The sequence below is a fragment of the Streptomyces sp. NPDC002867 genome, assembly GCF_053591895.1.
In genome coordinates this window covers 104,391-129,602 of record NZ_JBSFUR010000020.1, presented here as the reverse complement: position 1 = coordinate 129,602, position 25,212 = coordinate 104,391, and the positions used below count along the sequence as shown (strand labels likewise).

Here is a 25,212-nt window from a genome sequence, read left to right as displayed (position 1 = left end):
TGGGCCCGGCCGTTCGGCCCCCCCGGGGGCGCCCCGCGCTGGTTCCCCCCGCCCGCGACCGCCGGTGCAACGGGCGGCCCTCCTCCCCGGCCGGGGAGGAGGGCCGCCTCGGCGTCCGACGTGCACATCGCGCGCCCCACACACCCAGGTCGAACCGGGCACGGCACCCCTCCTACGACGACTGGGTCGACCCGGTCGTCGACTTCCTGGCCCACGAGCGGTCCCGCGACGACCGCCCGATCGTGCTCTACGGGCTGAGCGCGGGCGGCATGCTCGCCTACCACGTGGCCGCCATGACGGTCCTCCTCAACGACCGCACCTCGTCCGCGAACCGGGTCAGCGTCCGCTTCCTGGACCGCTATGCGCACTACGCACCAGCCGTCGAGCCGGAGGACTTCGTCACCGAACACACCGCCTGAGGAACCTCCCTGCTCCTCAAGCCCGGCTCTAGCGGCCGGCGCGGCGGCGGGCATCCGACGGCGGCGGGATCATCTGGAGCGTCAGGGTCGCCGGCGGCTCGGCCACGCCGGGGCCGCCGGCCTCGGCCCACGCGATCACGTCGTCGGTGGCGTCGTCGTCGAGTGCCCAGCCGATCCAGGCGGCACGGGCTCCGCGGCGGCGGCCTTCGGTGGAGGGCTGCACGACGATGACGTTCGCCTGGCCGCAGGGGCCGAGGCAGTCGCTGGTGCGCACGGCGAGACGCCCACCGGACACGTCGGCAGCGCCGCGCAGACGGGCGAGTTGGCCGGCGTGGTCGGTCCCGGGGTTCTTGCGGGCGTCGCCGCAGCAGCACCCCCGGCAGACGACGAGAGTGCAGGGGCGGGCGCCGAAGGGTCGTATCGCGAACGTCGTCACCGGCTGATCTTCCCAGGCGCACGACAGGGCCGCGGCAAAGGGGGGCCCGACTCGGCCATCAGGACGATCAGCGCGTGGTTCGAGCGGGAAGAGGCGGCGCACGATCCATCGCTGGTCAGGATCCGCTCATCGGTTCTGCAGTGCGGTGGGCGCGGACGCCCCAGGGCGCGGGGCGGGGGCGGCAAGGGCCCCACCGCGTGCGCGGCGCTTCGCGATCACCGCACACACCATCAGCTGCAGCTGGTGGAACAGCATCAGCGGCAGCACGGCCAGGCTCGCCTGCGCGCCGAACAGCACCACCGCCATCGGCAGGCCCGCCGCCAGGCTCTTCTTCGATCCCGCGAACTGGATCGCGATCCGGTCCGCCCGGCCGAATCCGAGCCGCTTCGCGCCGAACCACGTCAGCGTCAGCATCAGTGCGAGCAGCACCGCCTCGATCGCGAGGAGGCCGCCGAGCCGGGCCGGGGTCACCTGGTGCCAGACCCCCGCGACCATGCCCTCGCTGAAGGCCGTGTAGACGACCAGCAGGATCGAGCCACGGTCGACGTATCCGAGCACTTGCCTGTGCCGGGCGAGGAAGCCTCCCACCCGTCGCCCACCACCACCCTGCCTGACGCGCTGCGCGCGGCCCCTCTTGATCCGGCCGCGGCTGAGCAACTGGCCCGCCACGAACGGAACGAGCAGTTGCAGCACGATCCGCAGCAGCGAGTTCGCGGAGAAGCCGCCCGCGCTGCCGCCCAGCAGCAGGGCCGCCAGCAGCGGTGTGAGCACGATGCCGGCGAGGCTGGAGAACGAACCGGCGCAGATCGCCGCCGGCACGTTGCCGCGGGCCATCGACGTGAAGGCGATGGACGACTGGATCGTGGAGGGCACGAGGCACAGGAACAGCAGTCCGTTCGCCAACTCGGGCGTCAGGACGAGCGGTTCGAGCCCGCCCGCGGCGAGACCCAGCAGCGGGAAGACCACGAACGTCGCGGCGAGCACGGTCACGTGCAGTCGCCAGTGCCGCAGCCCGTCGAGCGTCTCGCGGGTCGACAGCCGGGCGCCGTAGAGGAAGAAGAGCAGGGCCACCGCCCCGGTGGACGCGCCGCCCGCCACGTCGGCCGCGGTGCCCGAGGCGGGCAGCAGCGCGGCCAGCGCCACGGTCCCCAGCAGGGCGAGGATGTACGGGTCGATCGGCAGCCAGGACGGCAGGCGCGGGGTACGGCGGCGGTTCATGAGCTCCACTTGCTCTCGGATCAGGACGTGCCCTCTCCATGGTCCTCTGCGCCGGCGCGATCGGGAATCCCGTACACCACTCTGACTGCCATCGCTTTTCGTGATGAGCAACGCTACCGTGGGAGGCGTGTACGACCCGACGCAGCTGCGCACCTTCCTGGCCGTCGCACAGACGCTGAACTTCACGCAGGCCGCCCGTCGCCTCGGGCTGCGGCAGTCGACGGTGAGCCAGCACGTGCGCCGGCTGGAGGACGCGACCGGCCGGCCGCTGTTCGCCCGGGACACCCACACCGTCGAACTCACGGAGGACGGCGAGGCGATGCTCGGCTTCGCGCGGACGATCCTCCAGGCGCACGAGCGCGCCGCGGCGTACTTCACCGGCACCCGGCTGCGCGGCCGGCTGCGGTTCGGGGCCTCCGAGGACTTCGTGCTGACGCGGCTCCCGGAGATCCTGGAGTCGTTCCGCCGCGACCATCCCGAGGTCGACCTGGAGCTGACGGTGGAGCTGTCCGGGACGCTCCACAGACGCCTGGAGGCGGGCCGCCTCGACCTGGTGCTCGCCAAGCGCGGGCCAGGCGCCTCTCACGGGGAGCTGGTCTGGCGCGACCGCATGGTCTGGATCGCGGCCAAGGGCGTACGCCCGGATCCCGAGCGGCCCCTTCCGCTGATCCTGTTTCCGCCGCCCGCGGTCACCCGGGCCCGCGCGCTCGACGTGCTGGAGCGGGAGGGCCGTTCCTGGAGGATCGCGTGCACGAGCGGCAGCCTCAGCGGCCTGGTGGCCGCGGCCCGCGCCGGGCTCGGCGTGATGGCGCACACGCGCGGGCTCATCCCGCCGGGTCTGGTCGCCGTCCCGGACCGGTCGGGGCTGCCCGATCTCGGCACGGTCGACTTCGTCCTGCTCCAGGGGCGGCGACGGCCCGCGGCGCAGGAGGCGGCGTCGGCCCTCGCCGACGCGCTCCTGGCGGCGGGCGACCGGTTGCACGGCCCGGCACCGCGCTGAGCCGGCGGCGAGCCGCGGGCCTGCCCGGGCCGGAGCGTCCCCCACCAGGTGTGGACCGATGTCGGCGCCCGGTAGAGCGTCGGTGATCACCGCGTACAGATTCGGTGGAGATTCCGCCCCACCGTACTTACTCTGAGGTCAGAATTGTCCTCGACCGACCGCCCCAGCCACCCGGCTGCGCCGCTGACCTGTGCCGATGACCTTCGTCTTCCCTCCACGCAGCCCCTCCCGCCCGGGGTAACGGTGGGGTACGGTCACGGCGCTGTGCGGAGCGCCACAAGGAGCAGGCCATTGCGCGAGTTCACTGTCCCACCCCTGGCCGCGGCGCCTCAGGTCGGCGGACTGGCGGACGCGGTCTTCGACCATGCCCAGGACGATCCGGGCCGCGTGGCACTCGCCCGCAAGGACGACCAGGGCCGGTGGCAGGACGTCACGTCGGCGCAGTTCCGCGACGAGGTGCTGGCGCTGGCCAAGGGACTGCTCGCGCACGGCGTCCGCTTCGGCGACCGGGTCGCCCTCATGTCCCGCACCCGCTACGAGTGGACCCTCTTCGACTTCGCGCTGTGGACGGTCGGCGCGCACTCCGTGCCCGTGTATCCCACGTCCTCCGCCGAGCAGGTCTACTGGATGCTGCACGACTCCGAGGTCTCGGCCTGCATGGTGGAGCACGAGGACCACGCGATGACCATCGGCTCGGTGATCGCCCGCCTGCCGCAGCTGAAGCGGCTGTGGCAGCTCGACGCCGGAGCCGTGGCCGAACTGTTCGAGGCCGGGGCGCACATCGACGACGACGTGGTGCACCGCCACCGGCGGGCCGTCACCCCGGACTCGATCGCGACGATCATCTACACCTCGGGCACGACGGGCCGCCCCAAGGGCTGCGTGATCACACACTCCAACTTCATGTTCGAGTCCGACACCATGGTCGGCCGCTGGGAGCCGGTGTTCCACTCCCGCCCGGGGGACGAGGCCGCGACGCTGCTGTTCCTGCCCCTGTCCCACGTCTTCGGCCGCATGGTCGAGGTCGCCGCGATCCGGGGCCGCGTCAAGCTCGGCCACCAGCCGGTGCTGCAGGCGAGCGCGCTGCTCCCCGATCTGGCCTCGCTGCGCCCGACGTTCATCCTCGCCGTTCCCTACATCTTCGAGAAGGTCTTCAACGCCGCCCGCCGCAAGGCGGAGACCGAGGGCCGGGCGGGAGCGTTCGACAAGGCCGTCGAGGTGGCCGTGAGGTACGCGGAAGCCCAGGAGCACCGGGCGTTCGGACTCGGTCCCGGTCCCTCGGCGGGCCTGCGCGTCCAGCACCAGGTGTTCGAGAAGCTCGTGTACGCGAAGGTGCGCGACGCGATGGGCGGCCGGGTGCGCCACGCGATGTCCGGCGGCTCGGGCATGGACCGCCGCCTCGGGCTGTTCTTCGCCGGTGCCGGCGTCACGATCTACGAGGGCTACGGGCTGACCGAGTCCACCGCGGCGGCCACCGCCAACCCGCCCGAGCGCACCCGCTACGGCACGGTCGGCCAGCCGATCCCGGGCACGACCGTGCACATCGCGGAGGACGGCGAGATCTGGCTGCACGGCGCCCACATCTTCTCCGGCTATCTGAACGACCCGAAGGCCACGGACGCCGTGCTGCACGACGAGTGGCTGGCCACAGGCGACCTCGGCGCACTCGACGAGGACGGCTATCTGGCGATCACCGGCCGGAAGAAGGAGATCCTGGTGACGTCCGGCGGCAAGAGCGTCTCGCCCGCCGCCCTGGAGGAACGGGTGCGTGCGCATCCGCTGGTGGCCCAGTGCCTCGTCGTCGGCAACGACCGCCCGTACATCGCCGCCCTCGTCACCGTCGACCCGGAGGCCGTCGACCACTGGCTGACGATCCAGGGCAAGGCGTTGCTGCCGCCGGCTGAACTGGTGCGCGACCCGGATCTGGAGATGGAGATCCGGCGCGCGGTGGTGGCCGCCAACACCCTCGTGTCCAAGTCCGAGTCGATCCGTACGTTCCGGATACTCGCCCACCCCTTCAGCGAGGAGCACGGTCTGCTGACGCCTTCCCTCAAGCTGAAGCGGAAGGCGATCGAGAACGCGTACGCGGCCGAGGTGGACGCCCTGTACCAGTGACGTCCGCCGCCGCTCAGGGCAGGCGCGGGCACGGTGGACGTACGGGGCGGGGCCGGCCCGCGCGGGCGGGCGGGCGGGCGGGCGGGTGGTCGACCAGGTCCGCGCACCGGTTACCGCCTCCGCATCGAGCCGGACCCTCCCTGGGAATGCGTCCCCGGATGTGATCGTTGACCCTGTGAGTACCGACCGACGACGTAAGGATCGACCGCTCGTGAGCAAGGGCCCCTCCCTCACCCTCAACAACGGTGTCGCCATGCCGCAGCTCGGCTTCGGTGTCTGGCAGGTGCCCGACGACGAGGCGGCGCAGGCCGTCACCACGGCCCTGGAGGCCGGCTACCGCAGCATCGACACCGCCGCGGTGTACGAGAACGAGGCGGGCACGGGCAAGGCCGTCGCCGAGTGCGGCATCGCCCGCGAGGAGCTCTTCGTCACCACCAAGCTGTGGAACAGCGAGCAGGGCTACGACGCGACGCTGCGCGCGTTCGACGCCTCCCTCGACAGGCTCGGCCTCGACTACGTCGACCTGTATCTCATCCACTGGCCGGTGCCCGCCAAGGACGCCTACGTGGACACCTACCGCGCCTTCGAGAAGATCCACGCGGAGGGGCGCGCCAAGGCCATCGGCGTCTCCAACTTCCTTCCGGAGCACCTGGAGCGGCTGATCGGCGAGACCTCGGTCGTCCCGGCCGTCAACCAGATCGAACTGCACCCGCAGCTTCAGCAGTCGGCGTCCCGCGAGGCGCACGCCCGCCACGGCATTGCGACCGAGGCGTGGTCCCCGCTCGGCCAGGGCAAGGGCCTGCTGGAGGTGCCCACGGTCGTCGCGGTCGCCCAGAAGCACGGGCGCACCCCTGCCCAGGTGGTGCTGCGCTGGCACCTCCAGCTCGGCAACGTGGTCATCCCCAAGTCCGTCACGCCGTCCCGGATCCGGGAGAACATCGACGTGTTCGGCTTCGAGCTGGACGCGGACGACCTGGCCGCCTTCGCCGCGCTCGACGAGGGCAAGCGGCTCGGCCCGGACCCGGCGGTGTTCAACCTCGCCTGAGACGGGCCCTGTTCGGCTCGGACGATCCGGCGCAGCCGCGCGCACGCGGCTGCGCCGTCGTCGTGTCCGGACGCTGTCGGTGCCCGGTGCGAGGATGGTGCCGATCGTCGGGGAGAGGGACAGTGAGCGGGCCACGACGCGTGGCGTCCGGTGCGTTCGCGGCCGGACACCCGGTCAGGGCTCGGCGTGCCGTGACGCCACACCGCGGGCCGTCGCCGCGATGCGGCTGCGGAGCGATCGGGGCTCCAGGACCTCGGCCTCCGTGCCCAACGCGAGGAACTCGGCGAGCGCCCGGTCCTCCGACTCGATCGGGAGCACGGCGCGCGTCCAGCCGTCCTGTTCCCTCACGCCCGTCTCGGCCAGCGCCCGGGCCGCCACGCCCGTCAGGCGGGCCGCGGCGGCGGGTGAGAGGCGGACCACTGCCTCTCCCCGGTGCAGGCGGGTGACGAAGTCCACCTGGTAGCCCTGCCAGTACGCGGCCAGGTCGAAGTCCGCAGGCGGCGTGAACTCCTCGTCCGCCGGCTCCAGTTCCAGGATCTGGTCCACGCGGTACGTCCGCGGTCCCGGTCCCGCCACCACGTACCAGCGGCCGGCCTTCAGCACGAGGCCGTACGGCTCCAGGCGCCGGTCCACGTCGGTCGGCTCCTTCCAGCGCCGGTAGCGCACGGCGAGCACCCGGCTGTGCCACACCGCGTCCGCGACGGCCGTCAGATGCGGGACCTCCTCGTCGGCGGCGTACCAGCCGGGCGCGTCCAGGTGGAAGCGGGCGCGCATCCGGTCCGCCTGGTCGCGCAGGGCCGCGGGCAGCGCGGCCCGCAGCTTGAGCTGGGCGGCCGCGAGGGCGGGGCCGAGGCCCAGTTCGGCGGCCGGCCCCGGGATGCCGGACAGGAACAGCGCCTCCGCCTCCTCCGCCGACAGGCCGGTCAGGCGCGTGCGGTAGCCCGCGAGCAGCTGGTAACCGCCGGCGTGGCCGGCGTCCCCGTACAGCGGCACGCCGGCCGAGTGCAGCGCCTCGACGTCCCGGTAGACGGTGCGCACGGACACGTCGAGCTCCCGAGCGAGCTGCGCGGCGGTCATCCGCCCACGGGTCTGCAGGAGCAGCAAAATCGAGACGAGTCGGTCGGCTTTCACTGACACAGGGTGTCAGTGAAGGGCCTCTAGCGTCCACGTATGGCATTCGCAGAGAAATTCCTGCGGTCGCTGCCGCCTTTCGAGGCGGGCGGCCGCCACATCAAGCGCTACCACGTCACCGCGGATCCGGCCGGCATCGCGCCCGAGGTCGAGAAGGCGGCGTACGCGATCCTTCCCGAGCTGCTCCCCGAGCCGGACGGTACGCCCCCGGTCACGTTCGTCGTCCTCCACAGGGGAGGAGACGACGGCGCGTACCTCAACGCCTACAGCTGGGTCTGGGACAACGTGCTGCACTTCGCGGGCGCGGCCGCGGGCCAGCCGGTGCTCGGCTGCCCGGACCGGGACCCGGCCCACTTCGTACGGACGGACCGGGAGCGGTCGTGGATCGGCTGCGTGTGGGAGCTGCCGCCCATCCGGCACGAACGCGACGCGTGGGTGCGGCACATGCTCGCCCCCGGCCGTCCGGACCTGAACGCCTATCTGTCCGACTCGATGCCCGACGGCATGACGGGAGACCTCGTATGAGCACACCGCACGACTTCGACTTCTTCGTCGGCGAGTGGCGGGTGGCCAACCGCCGCCGCACGGACTTCCTGGACGAGGCGAGCGAGTGGGAGGAGTTCGAGGCCGTCAGCCGGGCGTCGCGCCACTTCGACGGGCGGGCGAACTTCGACGAGATCGTCTTCCCCGCCTCGGGCGTCTCGGGGCTGACGCTGCGGCTGTACGACCAGGTGCGCGAGGAGTGGTCCCTCTACTGGTCGAGCAGCCGCACCGGCACCCTGTTCCCGCCCGTCACGGGCCGTTTCCGGGCGGACGGCCGGGGCGTGTTCCACGGGAAGGACACCCACGACGGCAAGGACGTCCTGGTCCGCTTCGTGTGGTCGGGCATCACCGCGTCGTCGGCCCGCTGGGAGCAGGCGTTCTCCGTCGACGACGGGCGGACGTGGCTGACGAACTGGGTGATGGAGCTGTCGCGTCCCTAGGCAGCGCGTCAGGTCCATCCGTTACTGCAATCGCGAGGACCGGGGCGGCTGGACGTTCACGGCGCAGCGTTCGTGGTTACCCGTACGGCATGGCACCGATGTGGCAGCGCAAGCGGGATGAACGGCATCAGCAGGAGGGTCGGCACCGGAGTGCGGCTCGTGGGGCGGATCGGAAGTCGGAGGGTGGCCGGCCCGGGCCTGATCCGCAGGTGGAGCGCGATTCGCCGGATGAGCCCACCGACATGCCCAAGCGGTCGTGGGGGGGCGGTGCTCAAGCGGACGCTGAAAGAGTTCAAGGACGACGAGCTGGCCGACCGGGCCGCGGCGCCCTGCGTCGAGCCCCGCGACACCCGCAAATGGAGTGATCAGGAACGCAAGGACACGGGCGACCACTGACCCTTTCCCGGGCTGACCCTCTCCCGGGCCGAGGGCGCAGAGATTGATGTGTCGGGTGCCGGACGACGGGAAGCAGGTGATCATGCGCCTCCTCGATGACGTCCGCCGCCTCGACCGCCGGCTGACCCGCCGGGCCGCCTCCTGGGACTCGCCCTGGGCACGGCAGGTGCTTCCGGCCGTGGAGTCCGCGGCCGAGAGAACCAAACTCTGGTGGGCAGCCGCGCTGACCATGGCCACCGTCGGGGGACGCACCCAGCGCAAGGCTGCGGCGGCGGGGGTGCTGAGCATGCTCACTGCGCAAGTCCTGTCGAATGCTGTGTGCAAGCAGCTGTACGAGCGGCGCAGGCCGCCCGAGCAGATGATCCCGCACGACGACGTCGAAGACCGGCCGGACAGCTCTTCCTTCCCCTCCGGGCACACCGCCGCCGCCGTGGGCTTCACCGCCGCGGTGGCCACCGCCTCGCCCTGGTGGGCAGCCGCAACCGCCGTCCCCACGGCGATGGTGGCCCTCGAGCGCGTCCACACCGGAGCGCACTACCCCAGCGACATCGCGGCCGGCGCCGCCATCGGTCTGGCCAGCGCCCTGTTGGTCCACCGCGCACCCCGCCTGCTGCTCCGCAGCCTGTTGTAGCGCGTCGGCAAAAGGCCCTTCTGCAACGGAGTGGGCCGACGCCGCTCGGGTACCCGCCGGGAAACGCTCCGTACACCCGTCACGAATGAAGAGGCGTCATGGCGGAACGCTCGGCCGGCACCACCCGGCAGGAGCGACCACTTCGTACTGAACGCTGCGCCCTCGTCCGAAGACGTCTCCCCCGCCGGCGGCAAGGAGCGCTGAAGCCCCGGGTGGCCGAACGGGAAAGATCAGGTCACGATGAAGTTCAGGTCAGTGGATCACCCGCCGCGTCAGGACCATGAGGAGTCGGTGGGCGATCTGGTCAAGCAGGCATCGGAGCAGATCTCCACGCTGATGCGGCAGGAGCTGCGTCTGGCGCAGGCGGAGATGCAGCAGAAGGGGAAACGGTTCGGCCTCGGCGGCGGACTGTTCGGCGGAGCCGGTGTGATCGGCTTCATCGCGCTGCAGGCGCTCGCGGCCACCGCGATCGTGGCGCTGGACCTGGTCTGGCCGCTGTGGGGCTCCGCGCTGACCGTCACGGCGGTGCTTGCGGCGGTGGCCGGGGGGCTCGCTGCCGTGGGCAGGAAGAAGGTCGGCGAGGCCAGCCCGCCCGCACCCGAGCAGGCCATCGAGGGCGTCAAGGCAGATGTGGCCGAGATCAAGGAGAGGGCACACCGATGACCGACGAGTCCCGCAGCAACGGTTCAACCCCCACTCCTGAGGAACTGCGCGAGCAGGTGGAGGGAACCCGCCAAGAACTCGGCGAGACGGTCGAGGCGCTGTCAGCCAAGGCCGAGATCAAGGCCCAGGCTCAGCAGAAGGCAACGAGGGCCAGGAACCAGATCCAGCACAAGGCCGCCCACGTACTCCACGCCGCGCAGGACAAGACTCCCGAGCCCGTACGCGAGAAGGCCGCCCACGCCAAGCAGCAGCTGGCCGAGACCGCCCACGGCCTGGGAGAAAAGATCCAGAACAGGACCCCGGAGCCGGCCCGCGAGAAGGCCTATCGGATAGCACAGACGGCGGGCAGCAGTCGGGGTCTGCTCATCGCCGCCGGTGCGGCCGTGCTCGTCGCAGTACTCTTCGCCCGGCGCACCAGGAGGTGCTGATGAAAGCGTCCAAAGCCGCCTACAAGCCATTGGGCCTGGCGCTCGGCGCCGTGAGCGGTGTCGTGGCCGGTACGGTTTTCAAGCAGGTGTGGAAGGCCCTCGGCAACGACGAAGACGCGCCCGACGCCACCGACAGAGACCGCAGCTGGCAGGAGGTCCTGGCCGCCGCCACCCTGCAGGGCGCAATCTTCGCCGGGGTCAAGGCGGCAGTCGACCGCGGCGGCGCCGCCACCGTGCAGCCCCTGACCGGAACATGGCCCGGCTGACCGTGCATTGTCCAAAGCGCTACACGGGCACGATCAGACGCGGTTTTCCCTGCTCTGCCGTGTAGTTGAGCGTCTGCCAGGTGCCCGACAGAGGTTCGTCTCCGTACGGAAAGCCGATCGTCAACTCGGCTTGGTCGACCATGTACCGGTTCCGGGCAAGGTAGGCGGAGGTGCGCAGCTCGTCGGCGCCGAGCTCGACCAGCTCGACACGGTCGCCGATCTCGTGCACCGCCGCGCGCGTTTCGGCGGCCTGCTGGGCGAGCCTGCCGGGGGTGACGACGGTCAGGTACGCCGCAGTGTGTTCGGCGAGCCACCGAAGCGCCAGGGTGTCGATGCCGTGGGCGTCGCCGATGAAGAACCGCGTGTCGTTGGCGAACGGGGCCAGGTAGTCGGCGAACAGCCGGTCGTAGTCGTCGACGCGGCGGTGATCGGTCTTGCGGGTGCCGGTGATCGCAACATGTCTCATGATCAACTCCGTATCATAGGTTGTCACATCCCCCCAGATTGCCCGTGCGACCAGCAGCCACCTGCGAGAACTCGCCGACCGTCTGTGCTTAACGGAGCCTGATCGTCCTCATCGACCCGGACGCCGGAACGCGACGAATCCGATTCACCGGCTGATCGCCACGACTCAAGGGAGGAACCCATCGGGTGCTCATGCGTGTGCTGCCCGGACAGGAACGGCTGGATTCCGCGGTGGCCGACTGCCTCATACAGCGCAGCCTCGGAGCCGACGCCCAGCAGACCGTGCGTCCCTGCTAATCCGGTCACGAGTTCCAGGCCCCATGCCCAACGCCGTTCGTGCTTGCTGCGGCCGGCGCAGCTCGAGCCAGTACCGCAAAGGCTCACGCTCCGGGACACCGGCAATGTCGGGTACGCCGAGCGCTGATGCGGCCGGCTGACCGCCCGCTCGGCGGTCCGGTGAGGAGGCCGTGCCAGAGACTGAGCCGGCTGACACGGCGTCCTCCACTGCCATGCCGTGGTGCTGACGTCGGATTCGACGCTGCGCTTCCGCGAGCGGGAGGAAGTCGAGACCTGGACGCGCACGGGTACGTGGTGGATGACGTTCGCGATGCACCCGACCGCCCAGGAAGGGAGTTCGTCTTTCTGGCGCGACGTCCGTGACCCTCCACGAGATCGCAGCAGCGACCGGCATCAGAGAAACGCACGATCCGCGCCGACCGCTCCAATGGAGATGACCGGCACCGACGACAGGGCAGTGGCGTGATCCCCGTGGGCGGCCACGTTCCCGCATTCTGGCGATCAACCCGGGTTCTGGGGAGCTTTCGTGGTTTCCGCCCCAGGTTGCGTGCGCTTCGGCATGATGGGCGCCCTCATCCGCAATGTCCTTGGAGGACCCATGCGCACCCGCATCACCACAGCCGCTGTGCTGCTCCTTGCTGCCCTCACCGCCTGCGGGCCCACCGACTCCGGCGCCGAAACAGCACCGAGCGGCAACGACAAGGCGTCGGCCGGCACGGAGAAGAAGCCGTCCGCCGAGTCGGCCGCCCTCCCCGACATGGTGGGCAAGGGGCTGCAGAGCGCGCAGGACGAGGCGCAGGCAGCCGGCTTCTACACGCTCACGTCGCACGACGCGCTCGGCCGGGGCCGTAATCAGGTCCTCGACCGAGGCTGGAAGGTCTGCTCCCAGACCCCGGCGCCCGGCCGGCACCCGACCGACACGAAGGTCGACTTCAGCACGGTCAAGCTGGAGGAGGACTGCCCGTCGGGCGGGGATCAGGCCGAGCCCGAGGAGGCCGACGGAGCCATGCCGAACTTCATAGGCAAGTCGGTCAAGGTCGCCCGCCAGTCTCTCGACAGCTCGACAGGCATCACGGTGAACGACGTATCGGGACAGGACCGCATGGTGCTCGTCGAGTCGAACTGGCGGGTCTGCTCCACGGATCCAGCTGCCGGCGCGAAGCTTGACGGGCAGCCCGTGACGATCAGCGCAGTGAAGTTCGGCGGGAACTGCTGACCTGCGCAACGTGGTCGAACGCTGCCTCGGGGATGCGGGGACCCTCCCCGCGGGTGCGGGGAGCAGGAGTGCAAGGACGTGGCCGTGGTGGTCGGCCAGGGACCATCCCCGCGGGAGGCCGCGGACCGGTACCGCAGCCGATGTCGAGCAGGGTGCGGGCGGTCGGCGGGACGGCCCGAGGACGGCGGCGGCTGCGGCCCCTGCGCGCGGTACGCCGCCGCGCGTGGCGTCGTAGACGGCGGCCTCACGGGAGTGGCCGAGCGTGCCAGGGCGTCAGTTCGCGCCGTGCCCTGGGGCGATCTCCTCGACGCGCTCGGCGAGGGCGAAGTCCCGTTCGGTGAGGGCGTTCACGTCGTGGGAGTGCACGGTCAGGGCCAGGGTGTTGTAGCCGAGCGTGAGGTCGGAGTGGTGGTTCAGCTCCTCCTGGATCTGTGCGATGTGCACGACCATGGCGGTCGCGGCGAAGTGCGAGGAGAGGCGGTAGGAGCGGGCGATGCGGTCGCCTTCGAGCGACCAGCCGGGAAGTTCCCGCAGACGGTCCTCGATCTCCTTCTGCGACAGCGGCTCGGTGGGCATGACCGTGATCCTTCCGGAGGGGGCGACGGACGGGGACACCATAGATCCGATGCCCCGTAATTCGGATGCCTGCACCGGGACGCGCTGTGTACGTTCCACCGAGTGGAACCTTTGACCGACAAACAGATCCGCGCGTCCTTCGTCAACTGCACGAAGGGCGAGGCGTCGCGGATGCGCCTGCCCGCGGACTTCTCCGAACTGCCCTGGGACGACCTCGACTTTCTCGGCTGGGTGGACCCGGGAGCGCCGCTGAAGGCGCACATGGTGCTCCCACGCGAGGACGGGCTGGTCGGCATCACCCTGCGCATCCCGTCCACCGGCCGCACGAGTGCGGTGAAGTCGAGCATGTGCCATGCATGTCTCACCGGGCACGCGTCCTCGGGGGTGACGCTGTTCGCCGCGCCGCTGGCCGGTGCGGCCGGACGCGAGGGCAACACGGTGGGTACGTACCTCTGCGCGGACCTGGCCTGTTCGCTGTACGTGCGGGGGAAGAAGCAGCCGAAGCTGCGGCACGGGCGCTACGAGGAGAGTCTGACGCTCGAGGAGCAGATCGCGCGCACGACGCAGAATCTGTCCGCGTTCGCGGACAAGGTGCTCGGCGTGCGCTGAGGGTCACCGCCCGGCGGCCGAGAGGACCTGTTCGATGGTGTCGGCCTCGTCCGCGCTCTTGTCGGGCCGGTGGCGCAGCACGCGGGCGAACCGCAGCGCGACACCGGCCGGGTAGCGGGGCGAGCGCTGCAACCCGTCGTAGGCGACCTCGACGACGAGCTCGGGGCGGACGCGAACGGTGAACCCGTCGTCGTCGACGGCGATTTCCCGCAGTTTTCCGGTCTGCCAGCGCAGCATCTCGTCGGTGAGGCCCTTGAAGGTCTTGCCGAGCATGACGAGGCCGCCGTCCTCGGCGCGCGCGCCGAGGTGGAGGTTGGACAGGAAGCCCCTGCGCCGCCCGTGTCCCCATTCTGCGGCCAGGACGACGAGGTCGAGGGTGTGCACCGGCTTGACCTTCAGCCAGGCGCGGCCCCGGCGGCCGGCGACGTAGGCCGCGTCGAGGGCCTTGACGAGGACGCCCTCGTGGCCGAGGCGCAGGGTCTCCGCGAAGAACGCCTCCGCCGCGGCGACCTGCTCGTCGGAGGCGGGATCGGCGACGACATGGCGGCGGACGCGCATCGGTTCGGGTACGAGCCGGGCGAGGTGCTCGTGCCGTTCGTGGCTGGGCAGGTCGAGGACGGGTTCGCCGTCGGCGGCGAGGACGTCGAAGTAGACGGGCGACAGCGGCAGTGCGGCGTGCGCGGCCTCCACGTCGAGGCGTGAGCCGACGCGGGAGGCGATGTCCTGGAACGGGAGGGGGCGACGGTCCGGGCCGAGGGCGATGACCTCGCCGTCGAGGATGAACCGGTCCCCCGCCATCTCCCGTGCGCTGTGCACGACTTCGGGCAGGCGGGCCGTGATGTCGTCGAGGGACCGGGTGTAGACGCGGACGTCGTCCCCGGTGCGGTGCACCTGGACGCGGATGCCGTCGAGCTTCTCCTCGACCGCGCAGCCGGTGCCGAGCGCCGCGACGGCCTCGGTCACGGACTTCGCGGTGTGGGCGAGCATCGGCTGCACCGGGCTGCCCACGCGCAGCCTGAACCGGGAGAGGGCCTCGGGCCCGTCGGCGAGCAGGGCGCGGGCGACCCTCGGCAGCGATCCGTCGAGCATCACGGCGCGGCGTACGTCGGCGGCGGGTGCGCCGGCGGCCTTGGCCACCGCCTCCAGCGCCACGGCGTCAAGGGCTCCCTGACGCACCTCGCCGGTGAGAAGGCGGATCAGGAAGTGCTGCTCCTCGGCCGTGGCGGCGGCCATGAGGGTGCGCACCCGGCTGCGGCGCTCGGCCTGTGCACCGGGGCCCGCGACCTCGGCGAGCGCGGTGAGGGCGGCGTCCGTCTCGGTGACGGTGAGCCCGGGCTCGGCGGCGGGCGGTACCGGCTCCTTGAGTACGCTCCAGCCGATGCCGATGCGCCCCTGGGGGACGCGTCCGGCGAGGTACGAGATGACGAGGGCGACGTCCTCGGGGCGGGCCTCGGCGAACAGCTCCGCGAGCGCGGCGGTCTTCCGGGAGCGGGCGGACGTGGCGGCGACCTCTCGGGACACGTCGGCGAGTCGGGCGAGAAGCATGCGCCCATGGTGCCTCGCGCGCCCTGCCCTCGCACCCAGGGCTCCGTCCCGGCCCCCCCGGCCCTTGCCGAGGCTTCCCACCCTGGGGCACCGCGCCCTTGTCGGGGCTCCGCCCCGAACCCCGCGCCTCAAACGCCGGCGGGGCTGAGTTCTCCCAGCGCGGCCGGACCCAGCCGCCGGACGCGCGGGCTTGGAGCACCCTCGGCTGTGCCGGACGGCCCCGGAACCACGGGGGCGGCCGTCTCGCCCGGCCGCGCCGCTGTGTCGCGCAGCGGCAGCCTGTCCGGAGGCTCCTCCACGGCCACCAGGCCCGCAAGGGGAGCTCCGGGCAGCGCCCCAAGGGCGGTGCGTGCAGGGGGGCGCAGCCTCCTCCAGGGCAGAGGGCCCATGCCGTCCGGGTCGCAGCCCAGGAGAGCACGGGCCCGGTGCGATGACCCCGAAGCCAATGGGCCGGGGGCGAAGCCCCCATGCGGCGCGCCCCTGCCGGGGCCACGCAACGGCCGGGTCCTGTCTCCCCACGCGCCGCTCAACTGGCCTACCGTTCCGTCGACTTGACCACTCGACACAAGGACAGAGGCCCATGGGGAACCTCCTGCGCGCCGTCGTGACCGGCGCCGTCGCGGCCGGACTGATCGCCGCCGCTCCCGCTCCCGCCGAGGCGGCCGCACCGGCCGCGGACCCGGGGCAGCTGCCCTACTCCGCCGCCACCTGGGTCGGCGTGCACAACGCCTACGAGCAGGCGAAGTACCCGTACTTCGCGGACGCCCTCGACTCCGGCGCCGGCATGCTGGAGATCGACGCCTGGACGAACGCCTTCGGCAGGTCGTGGCGCGTCTCGCACAGCAACCCGCTGGGGAACGACAACAACTGCGTGGGGGCCGCGCACGCCGGCGAGCTGCGCACGAAACCCAGGAACCAGGACCTCGGCGGCTGCCTGGCCGACATGAGGGCCTGGCACGACGCGCACCCCGGGCACCGGCCCGTCCTCGTGAAGATCGAGCTCAAGGACGGCTTCCGGAACAACCTCGGCCGCGGCCCGGACGAACTGGACGCGCTGCTGACCGCGAAACTCGGCGACGCGCTGTTCCGGCCGGCCGACCTGGCCGGCGGGCATCCGGACCTGGACACGGCCGTACGGGCGAACGGCTGGCCGGCCCGCTCCGCGATGGCCGGCAGGTTCGTCGTCGAGCTCATCCCGGGCACGGTCGAGCAGGGGAATCCGGCCGACTCGCTCTGGACCGACCGCGAGTACGCCGGGCATCTGCGTGACCTCAGGGCGGCGGGCCGCCTCCGCGAGGCGGGCGCCTTCCCGGCGGTGCACAAGGCCGCCGCAGGCGACCCGCGTACCCGGTACGCGGACGCGTCGCTCCGGCCGTGGTTCGTCGTGTTCGACGGTGACGCGAGCACGTATGCGGGCGGCTCGGTCGACACCGCCTGGTACGACCGCAACCACTACCTGGTCGTCATGACCGCCGCGCACCAGGTCGCGCCCGCGATCGACGGCACGCGGCCGACCGAGGCGCAGGCGCGGGAGCGGGTGGCGCTGCTCGCGGGCCGGCACGCGAGCGTGGTGTCGGCCGACTGGTACCCGCTGCCCTCGGTACTGGCGACGGTGACGCCCCGGGGAGCCCGGTAGACGGCCAGAGCTTTACTCGGAGTAACGCACATCACACGAGGGCCTGGGGAGCGACGGGAACGCCCACTGGTGGTTTATCGTTCACCTATGTGTGAGTGCGGCCGGGACGGCGTCCCAGGCCCCCGCCCTCTGACCGCCCCGGCCGGAAACCCCCGTCCGGCTGGGGCTCCCCTTCCCCTCCATGCCCGCGTCGGCGGTTTTCGGCCACCGGCACACCGCCCGAAAAGCGGACGATCGGACCCGAAGCACGGAATCAGCGGACCCTACCGGGCGGTCGCCCCTTTTACGGGGAAATGCGATGGCGCAAAGGTCTGGCCATTCGGGCTCCGGAGTTCGAAGGTGGGTGATGCAGGTCACACGCGCCACTGGTGTAGCTCGCGTACGGGTGAGCCCTGCCGTGACGTCGTCCCATGCAGAAGGAGCAGACCGCACAGCACCAAGAGGAGCGAGCGATGTCACCCTCCATCGAGCAATCCGTCGTGGCCCGTCTCATCAGCGACGCGCCCCACTCCCTGGCCGTGCCGGTGATTCTGCTGTACCGCGCCACCGACCCGCTCGCCGTCCGCATGATCTTCCCGCCGGAGGCCTGTCTCAACGACACGGGTGTCACGTGGACCTTCGCCCGCAGCCTGCTCGACTCCGGACTGCGCGCCCCCTCCGGTGAGGGCGACGTCCACATCTGGCCCTGCGGGCGCGTACAGACCATGGTCGAGCTGCGCTCGCCGGAGGGCGTCGCGCTGCTCCAGTTCGACACCGCGACCCTGCGCCGCTTCCTGATCCACGCGTACGCGGCCGTGCCCGCCTCGGCCGAGAGCGCGGCCATGGACATCGAGCAGGCGCTCGCGGCGCTGCTCGGGGAGGCGAGGGGCTGACAGGCCGTGGGCAGCCCGTAATACGGTCGGGGTATGACAACTGTCGTTTCCGGTACGGGTGTAGGGCCGCTGCTGCGGGGCTGGCGCGAGCGGCGCCGGATCAGCCAGCTGGAACTGGCGCTGCGCGCCGACTCCTCGGCGCGCCACATCAGCTTCGTCGAGACGGGCCGCTCACGGCCCAGCGAGGAGATGATCCTCAGGCTCGCCGAGCACCTCGACGTACCCGTGCGGGAGCGCAACGCGCTGTTGCTCGCCGCCGGTTACGCCCCGCGGTACGCGGAGACCCCCGTCGACTCCCTGGGCGCCCTGCGCGAGGGCATCGAACGGCTGCTCCAGGGGTACGAGCCGTATCCGGCCGTCGTCGTCGACGGCTCGTACACCGTGGTGGCGGCGAACCGCGGCATCGCGATGCTGCTCGACGGCCTGCCCGAGCACCTGCTCACGCCTCCGCTGAACGGCATGCGGATCACACTGCACCCCGAGGGGCTCGCCCCGCGCATCCGCAACCTGCGCGAGTGGCGCGGTCATCTGCTGGCCCAGATGGAGCGGCAGATCGCGCTCGCCCGTTCGGCGACGCTGCGTGAGCTGTACGACGAGGTCACCGCGTACCCCCTGCCCGAGGGCGGCGGCGGCCCGGACGACCGCGAGGACCCCACGCCCTACCCGTATTTCGCACTCCCCCTGCGGATCGAGCACAAGGGGCGCGTCCTGTCGTTCGTCTCGTCCATCTCGACGTTCAACACCCCGCTGGACGTGACCGTCGCCGAGCTGGCCATCGAGACGTTCCTCCCGGCCGACCCGGCGACGGTCGCGTACCTGCAGTCGCTCACGCCCTAGCCGTCGCCTTCAGCGCCGACCACTGCAGGGCCGCGAGTCCCGCCACGGTCACGGCCTGGAGGACGGTCCACACCGCGCCGGCCGGGGTCGGCTCCAGCCAGAGCGCGAGCGCGGCGAGGCTGACCGGCGGCCAGACGATGTTGGCGTCGATGACCGCCTTGACCAGCGGCACGGGCGGGTGGGGCCGGGCGGCGAGCAGACCGACGGCTGTGCCCAGCACGGTGAGGAAGATCCCCACGCCGAGCAGGAGCACGTCGTCGACCCCGAGGAAGCGGCCGATCGGCCCGGACGCGGCGGCGTACGCGAGCCCGTTGGCCCCGGTGACGGCGGCGTCCACGGCGAGGAAACGGCGCAGCATCGTCCGGGGCTCGGTGGTACGGGAGATGCCGGCGAGCAGGGCCTGGGACATGACGGATCAGCCTCCATCGAGGTCGTTGCGGACGGGACCCGGAGTCCGGACGGAGTGCGCCGCCCGGGCTCCGGTGCCCTCAGACTGCCGTCCGGCTGGGGGACCGTCGATTACGTCGCAGGTAAGGGGCCTCAGGGCGTGGCGTGTGGGGTGATCACCGTGACGCCCGTGGCGGGCGCGGTGTCCAGTGCCATCAGCGCGTCGGGCACGGCGTCGAGGGTGATCTCGGCCATCACGAGCAGTTCGGGGCGCAGTGCGCCGGAGGCGACCATCGCCATCATGGCGGGGTAGTCGTGCGCGGCCATGCCGTGGCTGCCGAGGATCTCCAGTTCCAGGGCGACGACGCGGTCCATGGGGACGTGGGCTCCCGAGGGGAGCAGGCCGACCTGGACGTGGCGGCCCTGACTGCGCAGGCTGCGGATGGAGTTCTCACAGGTCACGGCCGCGCCGAGGGCATCGAGCGAGAGGTCGGCGCCGCCGCCCGTGGCCTGGTGGACGGCCTCGGGGACGCCGCCCGGCAGCGCGGATGCGTCGAGGGTCACTTCGGCGCCGAAGGTGCGCGCCATCTCCAGCGCTCCGGGCGACACATCGACGGCGACGACGCGGGCCCCGGCCGCCGCGGCGATCATCACCGCGGACAGGCCGACTCCGCCGCAGCCGTGCACGGCCACCCACTCCCCCGGGCGTACGCGGCCCTGGCCGGCGACCGCCCGGAAGGCGGTCGCGAACCGGCAGCCGAGACTCGCGGCCGTGGCGTACGGCATGCCGTCGGGCAGAGCCACCAGGTTGGTGTCGGCGTGGTGGACGGGAACGTACTCGGCGAAGGAGCCCCAGTGGGTGAAGCCGGGCTGTTCCTGGCGTTCGCAGACCTGCTGGGCGCCGCGGGAGCAGGCCGGGCAGCGGCCGCAGGCGCAGATGAACGGGACGGTGACGCGGTCGCCGGCCGACCAGCCGGTCACACCGGCGCCCACGGCGGCGATCACGCCGGACAGTTCGTGCCCGGGGACGTGCGGCAGGGCGATCCCGCTGTCGTGGCCCATCCAGCCGTGCCAGTCGCTGCGGCACAGCCCGGTCGCCTCGACCTTGACCACGACGCCGTCGGGCGCGGGGACCGGGTCGGGCACCTCCCGTATCTCAGGCCGCTTGCCGAACTCCTGGAACACGACGGCTCGCATCCGCTTCCTCTCCTTGCTGCCGGGCGGCCTTGATCCTTCGGGCCGACATCCAGGCGTACACCAGCACACCGGCGAAGAGGAAGAGCACTCCCTGGTACACGGCCGCGTACCCGGAGCCCGCGACCAGCCACATGGAGAACCCGAACGCGGCGAAGGCCAGGACCGCGTCGCGGACCAGCCGGCCGCGGTGGACTCGCTCGGACTGTCCGGACAGGAGGAAGGAGATCTGCGCGGCGGTCGCGAGCAGATAGGGCACGGTGGCGGTGAACGTGGTGACGAGCACGAGGATCTCGAAGACGCCCTCGGAGCCCGCGGTGTAGTTGTAAACGGTCAGCAGGGAGGCCAGGACGACGGTGGCGAGGACGCCGGCGGTGGGCGCGCCGCGCCGCTTGGTCGCGAACACCTTGGGGAACAGGCCGTCCCGGGCCGCCGCGTAGGGGGTCTGGGCGCTGAGCAGGGTCCAGCCGTTGAGCGCACCGAAGATGGACACGAGCGCCGCGCAGGCCACGGCCGTACCGCCCCAGGTGCCGCCGAACATGACGTCGACCGCGTCGGTGAACGGGGCCGTGGAGCCGACGAGGTTCTCCTGGCCGACGGTGCCGAAGACGGAGAGGGTGCCGAGCAGGTAGACGACGGCGGCCGCCACGGTGCCGAGGACGGTGGCGCGGCCGACGTTGCGCTCGGGGTCGCGGACCTCGCCGGCGCCGACCGCTGCGGACTCGACGCCGAGGTAGCTGAAGAGCAGGATCGCGGCGGAGGCCGAGAGCGCGCCGGCCATGCTGTCGTCGGTGGCGCGGAAGGGGCCGAGCGCGTCGGCGTCGAAGAAGAACAGGCCGCCGACGGCGACGAGCAGCAGGGGCGCGAACTTCAGGACGGTGGCGACGAGTTGGACGGCGCCGACGTAGCGGGTGCCGGCCAGGTTGGCGAGTGCGGGCAGCCACTGCAGGGCGAGGGCGGCGGCGATCGTGGCGGCGAGCGAGTCGTGCACGGGGATCAGCACGTCGAGGTAGCCGACGCCGGCGACGGCGAGCGCCGGTACGCGGTGTTCCTGGGGACCGGGACATGGTCCGGTACGGGAGAGGCTGGACAAAATCACATCTTTTCGTCCGGCACGGGACCCTCAATAACCGGAATTCCTTCTTCCGTTTGGTGGTCCCACCGGGAAAAATCCGGCACGTCCTCCGGCGGGGCGGCGGGCGTCCCGATCGGGACCTGCGGGCCCTCGCACTCCCGCAGCCAGCGCCTGAGCACCCGGTGCACCTGCTCCGCACCGACCAGTTCACGGCCGGGCGGGACCGGCGGCGACAGCTCCAGCGGGGACAGCAGGAACGCCTTCGACTGCTCCCCGCCGAGCCCCCCGTGCGAACCGATCTGCTCCTCGAAGGCGTGCACCACGCCCGTCCTCGGGTCGTACATCGAGTTGACCATGATGTCCGCGACGTGCGGGAACCCGTCGGTGCGCCGGACGGCGTCCACCGCGCCCGGGCCGAATGCGGCGAGCGGCCCGGCGCCGTCGCCCTCCTCGAGGTCGGCGAGCGGCACGGCCGCACCGCCCGCGGCGAGCACCACCGACCCGTGCCGCTCACTGCGCACGAGCAGGAATCCGATGCCCGGGTGGTCGGCGAGGGTCGGCAGCAGGGCGGGGTACCGGCGCTGGATCTCCTCCCGGCTCACCCGGTGGGGCACGTCGGGGAACGAGATCAGCGCGAGATTGCCCGACGCGAGCACGACCGGGTCGGAGCCGGCCCCGGCCTGCTCCAGCTCGCCGTCCTCGTCCACGTCCCGGTGCAGGGCGGTGCGCAGCGCGTTCCGGGCGGCGTCGCGGGCCTCCGCCCCGCTCTTGGAGCGCTCGGCGCGGCGCGGCATCGGCAGTCCGCAGCCCGCGCGCACCAGATCGCGCAGAGTCAGCCCGTACGCGTCCTCGAAGGTGCTCCCCGGGCTCTGGCCGTGGTCGGACAGCAGCACGATCCGGTAGGTGCGGGGCGCGTGCTCGGCGACCTTGGCGATCAGAGCGAGTGACCGGTCCAGCCGCTCCAGCACCGCCTGCGCGTCGCGGCTGTGCGGCCCGGAGTGGTGGGCCACCTCGTCGTAGCCGACCAGGTCGGCGTAGACGGCGGTGCGTCCGGCGAGCATGTCGCCCATCACCGCGGCGACCACCACGTCGCGTTCGACGACGGTGGCGAACGCGCGGATGAACGGGTAGAGCCCGCCGCGGCCGACCCTCGGCTCGTCGCCGCGCAGCCGGGCGCGCGTCGACTCGCCGATCTCGCGGGCGACCTCGGCGACGAACGACACGGCGGTGCGGACGGCGTTCGCCGGATCGGAGAAGTACGCGAAGTAACCGGCGCGCGAGCGGTTGGCCCGGCCACGGCGTGCCGCGACGGACAGCACCAGGGCGAGTTGGTCCGCGCCGCCGCTGAACAGGTTGCCGCGGCTCGCGCCGTCCACGGTCAGCAGCCCGCCGTCGGCGGTCCGCTCGACGGCGCGGCGCTGCAGCTCGGCCGCGCTCGCCGGGCGGTTGCTGACCACGATCCGGCGCCGGTCCTTCTCGTACCAGCGGAAGGCGGGCACGTCGTGGTTGGAGCCGTGCAGGATGCCGAGCTGGCTGGCACCGGTCTGGCTGGACCAGTCGGTCCGCCAGGGCGTGAGGCGGTGCGTGTCGCCGAGCCAGCTCGCCACGGTGGGCATCACGCCGCTCCCGGCCGCCCGCAGCAGCACGTCGTGGCCGACGCCGTCGAGCTGGACGAAGACCGTGCCGGGCGCACGCGATCGCCCGGAGCCGTCACCGCGTCGGCGGCTGCGGCGGTGGGCCAGGCGCGAGAGCCGGCGCCGGTAGGCGTCGTCGTCGCGGACGGCGAGCGCGGTGGAGGTCGCGGAGGCGACGGCGGACATGACGGCGGCCACGACGACGGCGGTCTCCGGGTCCGCCGCCCCGCGGCCGTCCGGGATCAGCCACAGGGCGATGAGCAGCAGCGAGCCGTTGAGGAAGAAGACGAGCAGGCCGAGCACGAGCGCGGGTACGAGCAGCAGGGCCCGGACGATCACCGGCCACACCAGGGCTCCGAGCAGACCGAAGGCGCCTGCGCCCCAGCCGGCGGTGACCGCCGTGCGCGTGATGCTGTCGCCGTCGGGGGACTGGAGACGGAAGTCGGGCAGCAGCCCTGCGAGCGCCAGCATGGTCGCGGTCGACACGCCCCACACCACCACGACCCGGAAGACGGCTCTTCCGGCAGTGCGCCACCGCCCCTCGACCACGCGTGCTCACCTCACCCCTGGAGCAGGACTCCAGCGTGTCACAGCGCGGCCCCTCAAGCGGCGGTCCGCCGGGGACCCGCACGGACGGGCCCCCGGACAACTACGCTCGTACGGGGACGGGGAGCTGCTGCGAGGAGGCGTCGCGTGCCGGTGGAGATCACCTGGTGGGGTCATGCCACCTGCACGATCGAGGACTCGGGGGTCCGGGTGCTGACCGACCCGCTGCTCGTGCGGCGGCTGGCCCATCTGCGCAGGCGCCGCGGCGCGCTGCCGCCCGCCGAGGCCACCGTCGCCGAGGCCGTGCTCGTCTCGCACCTGCACTCCGACCACCTCCATCTGCCCTCCCTCGCGCGGCTCGCGCCGGGGACGCGCCTGGTCGTGCCGCGCGGGGCGGCTCGCTCGGTGCCGGGGCTGCGGCGGGTCGCCGCGGCGGCCGGCCTGCGCGTGACCGAGGTCGCGCCGGGCGACGAGGTGCGGGTCGACGAGCTGCGCATACGGGCCGTGCCCGCGCTGCACGACGGACGCAGGCTGCCGCTGGGGCCGCACCGCTCCCCCGCGCTCGGCTATGTGGTCAGCGGCGAGGCCGACACGTACTTCGCGGGCGACACCGGCCTGTTCGACTCCATGGCCGACGAGGTCGGCCCGGTCGACGTGGCGCTGCTTCCCGTCGGCGGCTGGGGTCCGTACCTGGGCCACGGCCACCTGGACGCGGGGCGCGCGGCCCAGGCGCTCGCCTCGCTCGCGCCCCGCGCCGCCGTGCCCGTGCACTACGGCACGTACTGGCCGATCGGGATGGACGGCGTCCGGCCGCACGAGTTCTACGCACCGGGCGACGAGTTCGTCCGCAAGGCGGCCCGGCTGGCGCCGAGAGTGGCCGTGCACCGGCTCGGGCACGGCGAGCGCGTCAGGCCGGAGGCCGGGCGGTGATCCCCGGGATCCCGGCGACGGCGGCCCAGCTCGCGCTCCCGGCACCGCTGTTGCCGCCGGAGTCGACGCAGCAGGCCGTCGGCTATCCCTCGCTGTTCCTGCTGGTGGCGCTCGGAGCGCTGGTGCCCGTGGTGCCGACCGGCGCGCTGGTCAGCTCCGCGGCGGTGGTGGCCGTCCATCAGACGGCTCCTTCCGCCCTGCTGTTCGTCTTCCTGGTCGCGTCTCTGGCCGCCTTCGTCGGGGACGTGACGCTGTACTGGCTCGGCCGGCGCGGCGTGCGTTCGAAGAACGGTTCGCGCTGGCTCTCCGCACTGCGCGAACGCGCGGCGCCCGACCGGCTGGAGCAGGCCCAGGAGAAGCTGGCCCGGCACGGGGTGGCGGTGCTGGTGCTGTCGCGTCTGGTGCCGGCCGGGCGGATCCCCGTCATGCTCGCCTGCCTGCTGGCCCGGATGGGACTGCGCAGCTTCATGCGCGGGGATGCTCCGGCGTGCCTGGCGTGGGCGGCGACGTACGGACTGATCGGCATCCTGGGCGGGTCGCTGTTCGCCGAGCCGTGGCAGGGCGTGCTCGCGGCCGTGGCCCTGACCGTGCTGGTCAGCGGGGCGCCCTGGGTGTGGCGCAGGCTGCGCCGGATCGGCACTCGCCGGGAGGCGTGAACGCCG

At 72.2% G+C, this 25,212-nt stretch carries 27 protein-coding genes and 2 pseudogenes; 19 read left to right on the top strand and 10 right to left on the bottom strand.

The genetic code is table 11. The annotated features are described in order from the left end of the window. The coding region (locus ACWD0A_RS20640) for an alpha/beta fold hydrolase (RefSeq protein WP_451300063.1) at positions 1-419 on the top strand (419 nt) is incomplete at its 5' end. 28 nt (positions 420-447) lie between these two features. On the opposite strand, the gene ACWD0A_RS20635 is transcribed toward ACWD0A_RS20640, so the two are convergent. Together ACWD0A_RS20635 and ACWD0A_RS20630 are read right to left on the bottom strand one after the other, a co-directional pair. Beyond that, complete coding sequence (locus tag ACWD0A_RS20635; protein ID WP_451300061.1) at positions 448-855, bottom strand: (2Fe-2S) ferredoxin domain-containing protein; 408 nt, start codon at positions 853-855, stop codon at positions 448-450. Between the two features lie 126 nt (positions 856-981). Further along, complete coding sequence (locus ACWD0A_RS20630) at positions 982-2,073, bottom strand: bile acid:sodium symporter family protein (protein WP_451300059.1); 1,092 nt, start codon at positions 2,071-2,073, stop codon at positions 982-984. Between the two features lie 103 nt (positions 2,074-2,176). Between ACWD0A_RS20630 and ACWD0A_RS20625 the strand changes: the two genes are divergently transcribed. From ACWD0A_RS20625 to ACWD0A_RS20615, 3 genes are all read left to right on the top strand, one after another. After that, entirely contained in the window at positions 2,177-3,073 is an 897-nt protein-coding gene (locus tag ACWD0A_RS20625; protein ID WP_451300057.1) for a LysR family transcriptional regulator, read from the top strand. A 315-nt stretch (positions 3,074-3,388) separates the two neighbouring features. Continuing rightward, positions 3,389-5,188 carry an AMP-dependent synthetase/ligase gene (locus ACWD0A_RS20620; RefSeq protein ID WP_451300071.1) on the top strand — a complete coding sequence of 600 codons (1,800 nt, stop codon included), beginning with the start codon at positions 3,389-3,391 and terminating at the stop codon, positions 5,186-5,188. 211 nt (positions 5,189-5,399) lie between these two features. Further along, entirely contained in the window at positions 5,400-6,233 is an 834-nt protein-coding gene (locus ACWD0A_RS20615) for an aldo/keto reductase (RefSeq protein ID WP_451300055.1), read from the top strand. A 174-nt stretch (positions 6,234-6,407) separates the two neighbouring features. Here the strand turns inward: ACWD0A_RS20615 and ACWD0A_RS20610 are convergent, their stop codons facing one another. Then, positions 6,408-7,364, bottom strand: a complete 957-nt coding sequence (locus ACWD0A_RS20610) for a helix-turn-helix transcriptional regulator (protein ID WP_451300053.1) — start codon at positions 7,362-7,364, stop codon at positions 6,408-6,410. Between the two features lie 39 nt (positions 7,365-7,403). Here ACWD0A_RS20610 and ACWD0A_RS20605 point away from each other — a divergent pair, with 39 nt between their 5' ends. From ACWD0A_RS20605 to ACWD0A_RS20575, 7 genes and pseudogenes are all read left to right on the top strand, one after another. Next, positions 7,404-7,889 (top strand): hypothetical protein, encoded by a 486-nt coding sequence (locus ACWD0A_RS20605; protein WP_451300051.1) that lies wholly within the window; start codon positions 7,404-7,406, stop codon positions 7,887-7,889. Continuing rightward, on the top strand, positions 7,886-8,347 hold the full coding sequence (locus ACWD0A_RS20600) for a hypothetical protein (RefSeq protein WP_451300049.1): 462 nt from the start codon (positions 7,886-7,888) through the stop codon (positions 8,345-8,347). The genes ACWD0A_RS20605 and ACWD0A_RS20600 overlap by 4 nt, the downstream gene beginning before the upstream one ends. Before the next feature lie 98 nt (positions 8,348-8,445). After that, positions 8,446-8,674 (top strand): annotated as a pseudogene (locus ACWD0A_RS20595) (ribonuclease BN); the annotation flags it as partial. 151 nt (positions 8,675-8,825) lie between these two features. After that, positions 8,826-9,374 carry a phosphatase PAP2 family protein gene (locus tag ACWD0A_RS20590; RefSeq protein WP_451300047.1) on the top strand — a complete coding sequence of 183 codons (549 nt, stop codon included), beginning with the start codon at positions 8,826-8,828 and terminating at the stop codon, positions 9,372-9,374. Between the two features lie 240 nt (positions 9,375-9,614). Beyond that, positions 9,615-10,037 carry a phage holin family protein gene (locus ACWD0A_RS20585; protein ID WP_451300045.1) on the top strand — a complete coding sequence of 141 codons (423 nt, stop codon included), beginning with the start codon at positions 9,615-9,617 and terminating at the stop codon, positions 10,035-10,037. Then, positions 10,034-10,465, top strand: coding sequence for a DUF3618 domain-containing protein (locus tag ACWD0A_RS20580; protein WP_451300043.1), 432 nt, complete (start codon positions 10,034-10,036; stop codon positions 10,463-10,465). The genes ACWD0A_RS20585 and ACWD0A_RS20580 overlap by 4 nt, the downstream gene beginning before the upstream one ends. Beyond that, a complete protein-coding gene (locus tag ACWD0A_RS20575) occupies positions 10,465-10,731 on the top strand; it encodes a DUF4235 domain-containing protein (protein WP_451300041.1) in 267 nt (88 codons plus the stop codon). The genes ACWD0A_RS20580 and ACWD0A_RS20575 overlap by 1 nt, the downstream gene beginning before the upstream one ends. 19 nt (positions 10,732-10,750) lie before the next feature. Here ACWD0A_RS20575 and ACWD0A_RS20570 read toward each other — a convergent pair whose 3' ends face one another. Continuing rightward, positions 10,751-11,197, bottom strand: coding sequence for a hypothetical protein (locus tag ACWD0A_RS20570; RefSeq protein ID WP_451300039.1), 447 nt, complete (start codon positions 11,195-11,197; stop codon positions 10,751-10,753). 516 nt (positions 11,198-11,713) lie between these two features. On the opposite strand from ACWD0A_RS20570, the pseudogene ACWD0A_RS20565 reads away from it, so the two are divergent. Both ACWD0A_RS20565 and ACWD0A_RS20560 read left to right on the top strand, forming a co-directional pair. After that, a pseudogene (locus ACWD0A_RS20565) lies at positions 11,714-11,856 on the top strand (SAM-dependent methyltransferase); the annotation flags it as partial. Between the two features lie 235 nt (positions 11,857-12,091). Beyond that, entirely contained in the window at positions 12,092-12,709 is a 618-nt protein-coding gene (locus ACWD0A_RS20560; protein ID WP_451300037.1) for a PASTA domain-containing protein, read from the top strand. Positions 12,710-12,982: 273 nt separating this feature from the next. Here ACWD0A_RS20560 and ACWD0A_RS20555 read toward each other — a convergent pair whose 3' ends face one another. Next, positions 12,983-13,285, bottom strand: coding sequence for a 4a-hydroxytetrahydrobiopterin dehydratase (locus ACWD0A_RS20555; protein ID WP_307712557.1), 303 nt, complete (start codon positions 13,283-13,285; stop codon positions 12,983-12,985). Positions 13,286-13,387: 102 nt separating this feature from the next. On the opposite strand from ACWD0A_RS20555, the gene ACWD0A_RS20550 reads away from it, so the two are divergent. Beyond that, positions 13,388-13,894: an FBP domain-containing protein gene (locus tag ACWD0A_RS20550; protein WP_451300035.1), complete on the top strand. Its 507-nt coding sequence runs from the start codon at positions 13,388-13,390 to the stop codon at positions 13,892-13,894. 3 nt (positions 13,895-13,897) lie between these two features. Here the strand turns inward: ACWD0A_RS20550 and ACWD0A_RS20545 are convergent, their stop codons facing one another. Then, a complete protein-coding gene (locus ACWD0A_RS20545) occupies positions 13,898-15,439 on the bottom strand; it encodes an ATP-dependent DNA ligase (RefSeq protein WP_451300033.1) in 1,542 nt (513 codons plus the stop codon). 580 nt (positions 15,440-16,019) lie between these two features. On the opposite strand from ACWD0A_RS20545, the gene ACWD0A_RS20540 reads away from it, so the two are divergent. The 3 genes from ACWD0A_RS20540 to ACWD0A_RS20530 all read left to right on the top strand — a co-directional run bounded on the left by ACWD0A_RS20540 (position 16,020) and on the right by ACWD0A_RS20530 (position 18,784). Then, on the top strand, positions 16,020-17,075 hold the full coding sequence (locus tag ACWD0A_RS20540) for a phosphatidylinositol-specific phospholipase C domain-containing protein (RefSeq protein ID WP_451300031.1): 1,056 nt from the start codon (positions 16,020-16,022) through the stop codon (positions 17,073-17,075). Between the two features lie 452 nt (positions 17,076-17,527). Further along, the gene (locus tag ACWD0A_RS20535) at positions 17,528-17,947 is read left to right on the top strand and encodes an SsgA family sporulation/cell division regulator (RefSeq protein ID WP_451300029.1); all 420 of its coding nucleotides are present in this window, start codon (positions 17,528-17,530) and stop codon (positions 17,945-17,947) included. 33 nt (positions 17,948-17,980) lie between these two features. Further along, the gene (locus ACWD0A_RS20530) at positions 17,981-18,784 is read left to right on the top strand and encodes a helix-turn-helix domain-containing protein (RefSeq protein ID WP_451300027.1); all 804 of its coding nucleotides are present in this window, start codon (positions 17,981-17,983) and stop codon (positions 18,782-18,784) included. Here the strand turns inward: ACWD0A_RS20530 and ACWD0A_RS20525 are convergent. From ACWD0A_RS20525 to ACWD0A_RS20510, 4 genes are all read right to left on the bottom strand, one after another. After that, positions 18,774-19,193, bottom strand: coding sequence for a hypothetical protein (locus tag ACWD0A_RS20525; protein ID WP_451300025.1), 420 nt, complete (start codon positions 19,191-19,193; stop codon positions 18,774-18,776). The two genes, ACWD0A_RS20530 and ACWD0A_RS20525, sit on opposite strands and share 11 nt — an antisense overlap. 131 nt (positions 19,194-19,324) lie before the next feature. Continuing rightward, positions 19,325-20,368 carry a zinc-dependent alcohol dehydrogenase family protein gene (locus ACWD0A_RS20520; RefSeq protein ID WP_451300023.1) on the bottom strand — a complete coding sequence of 348 codons (1,044 nt, stop codon included), beginning with the start codon at positions 20,366-20,368 and terminating at the stop codon, positions 19,325-19,327. Further along, complete coding sequence (locus ACWD0A_RS20515; RefSeq protein WP_451300021.1) at positions 20,328-21,458, bottom strand: APC family permease; 1,131 nt, start codon at positions 21,456-21,458, stop codon at positions 20,328-20,330. Before ACWD0A_RS20515 ends, ACWD0A_RS20520 begins: the two co-directional genes overlap by 41 nt. A 2-nt stretch (positions 21,459-21,460) precedes the next feature. Continuing rightward, a complete protein-coding gene (locus tag ACWD0A_RS20510; protein WP_451300019.1) occupies positions 21,461-23,623 on the bottom strand; it encodes an alkaline phosphatase family protein in 2,163 nt (720 codons plus the stop codon). Positions 23,624-23,767: 144 nt separating this feature from the next. On the opposite strand from ACWD0A_RS20510, the gene ACWD0A_RS20505 reads away from it, so the two are divergent. Continuing rightward, entirely contained in the window at positions 23,768-24,550 is a 783-nt protein-coding gene (locus tag ACWD0A_RS20505; RefSeq protein WP_451300017.1) for an MBL fold metallo-hydrolase, read from the top strand. Next, positions 24,547-25,206 (top strand): DedA family protein, encoded by a 660-nt coding sequence (locus ACWD0A_RS20500; RefSeq protein ID WP_451300015.1) that lies wholly within the window; start codon positions 24,547-24,549, stop codon positions 25,204-25,206. The genes ACWD0A_RS20505 and ACWD0A_RS20500 overlap by 4 nt, the downstream gene beginning before the upstream one ends. The last annotated feature ends 6 nt before the right edge of the window (positions 25,207-25,212 follow it).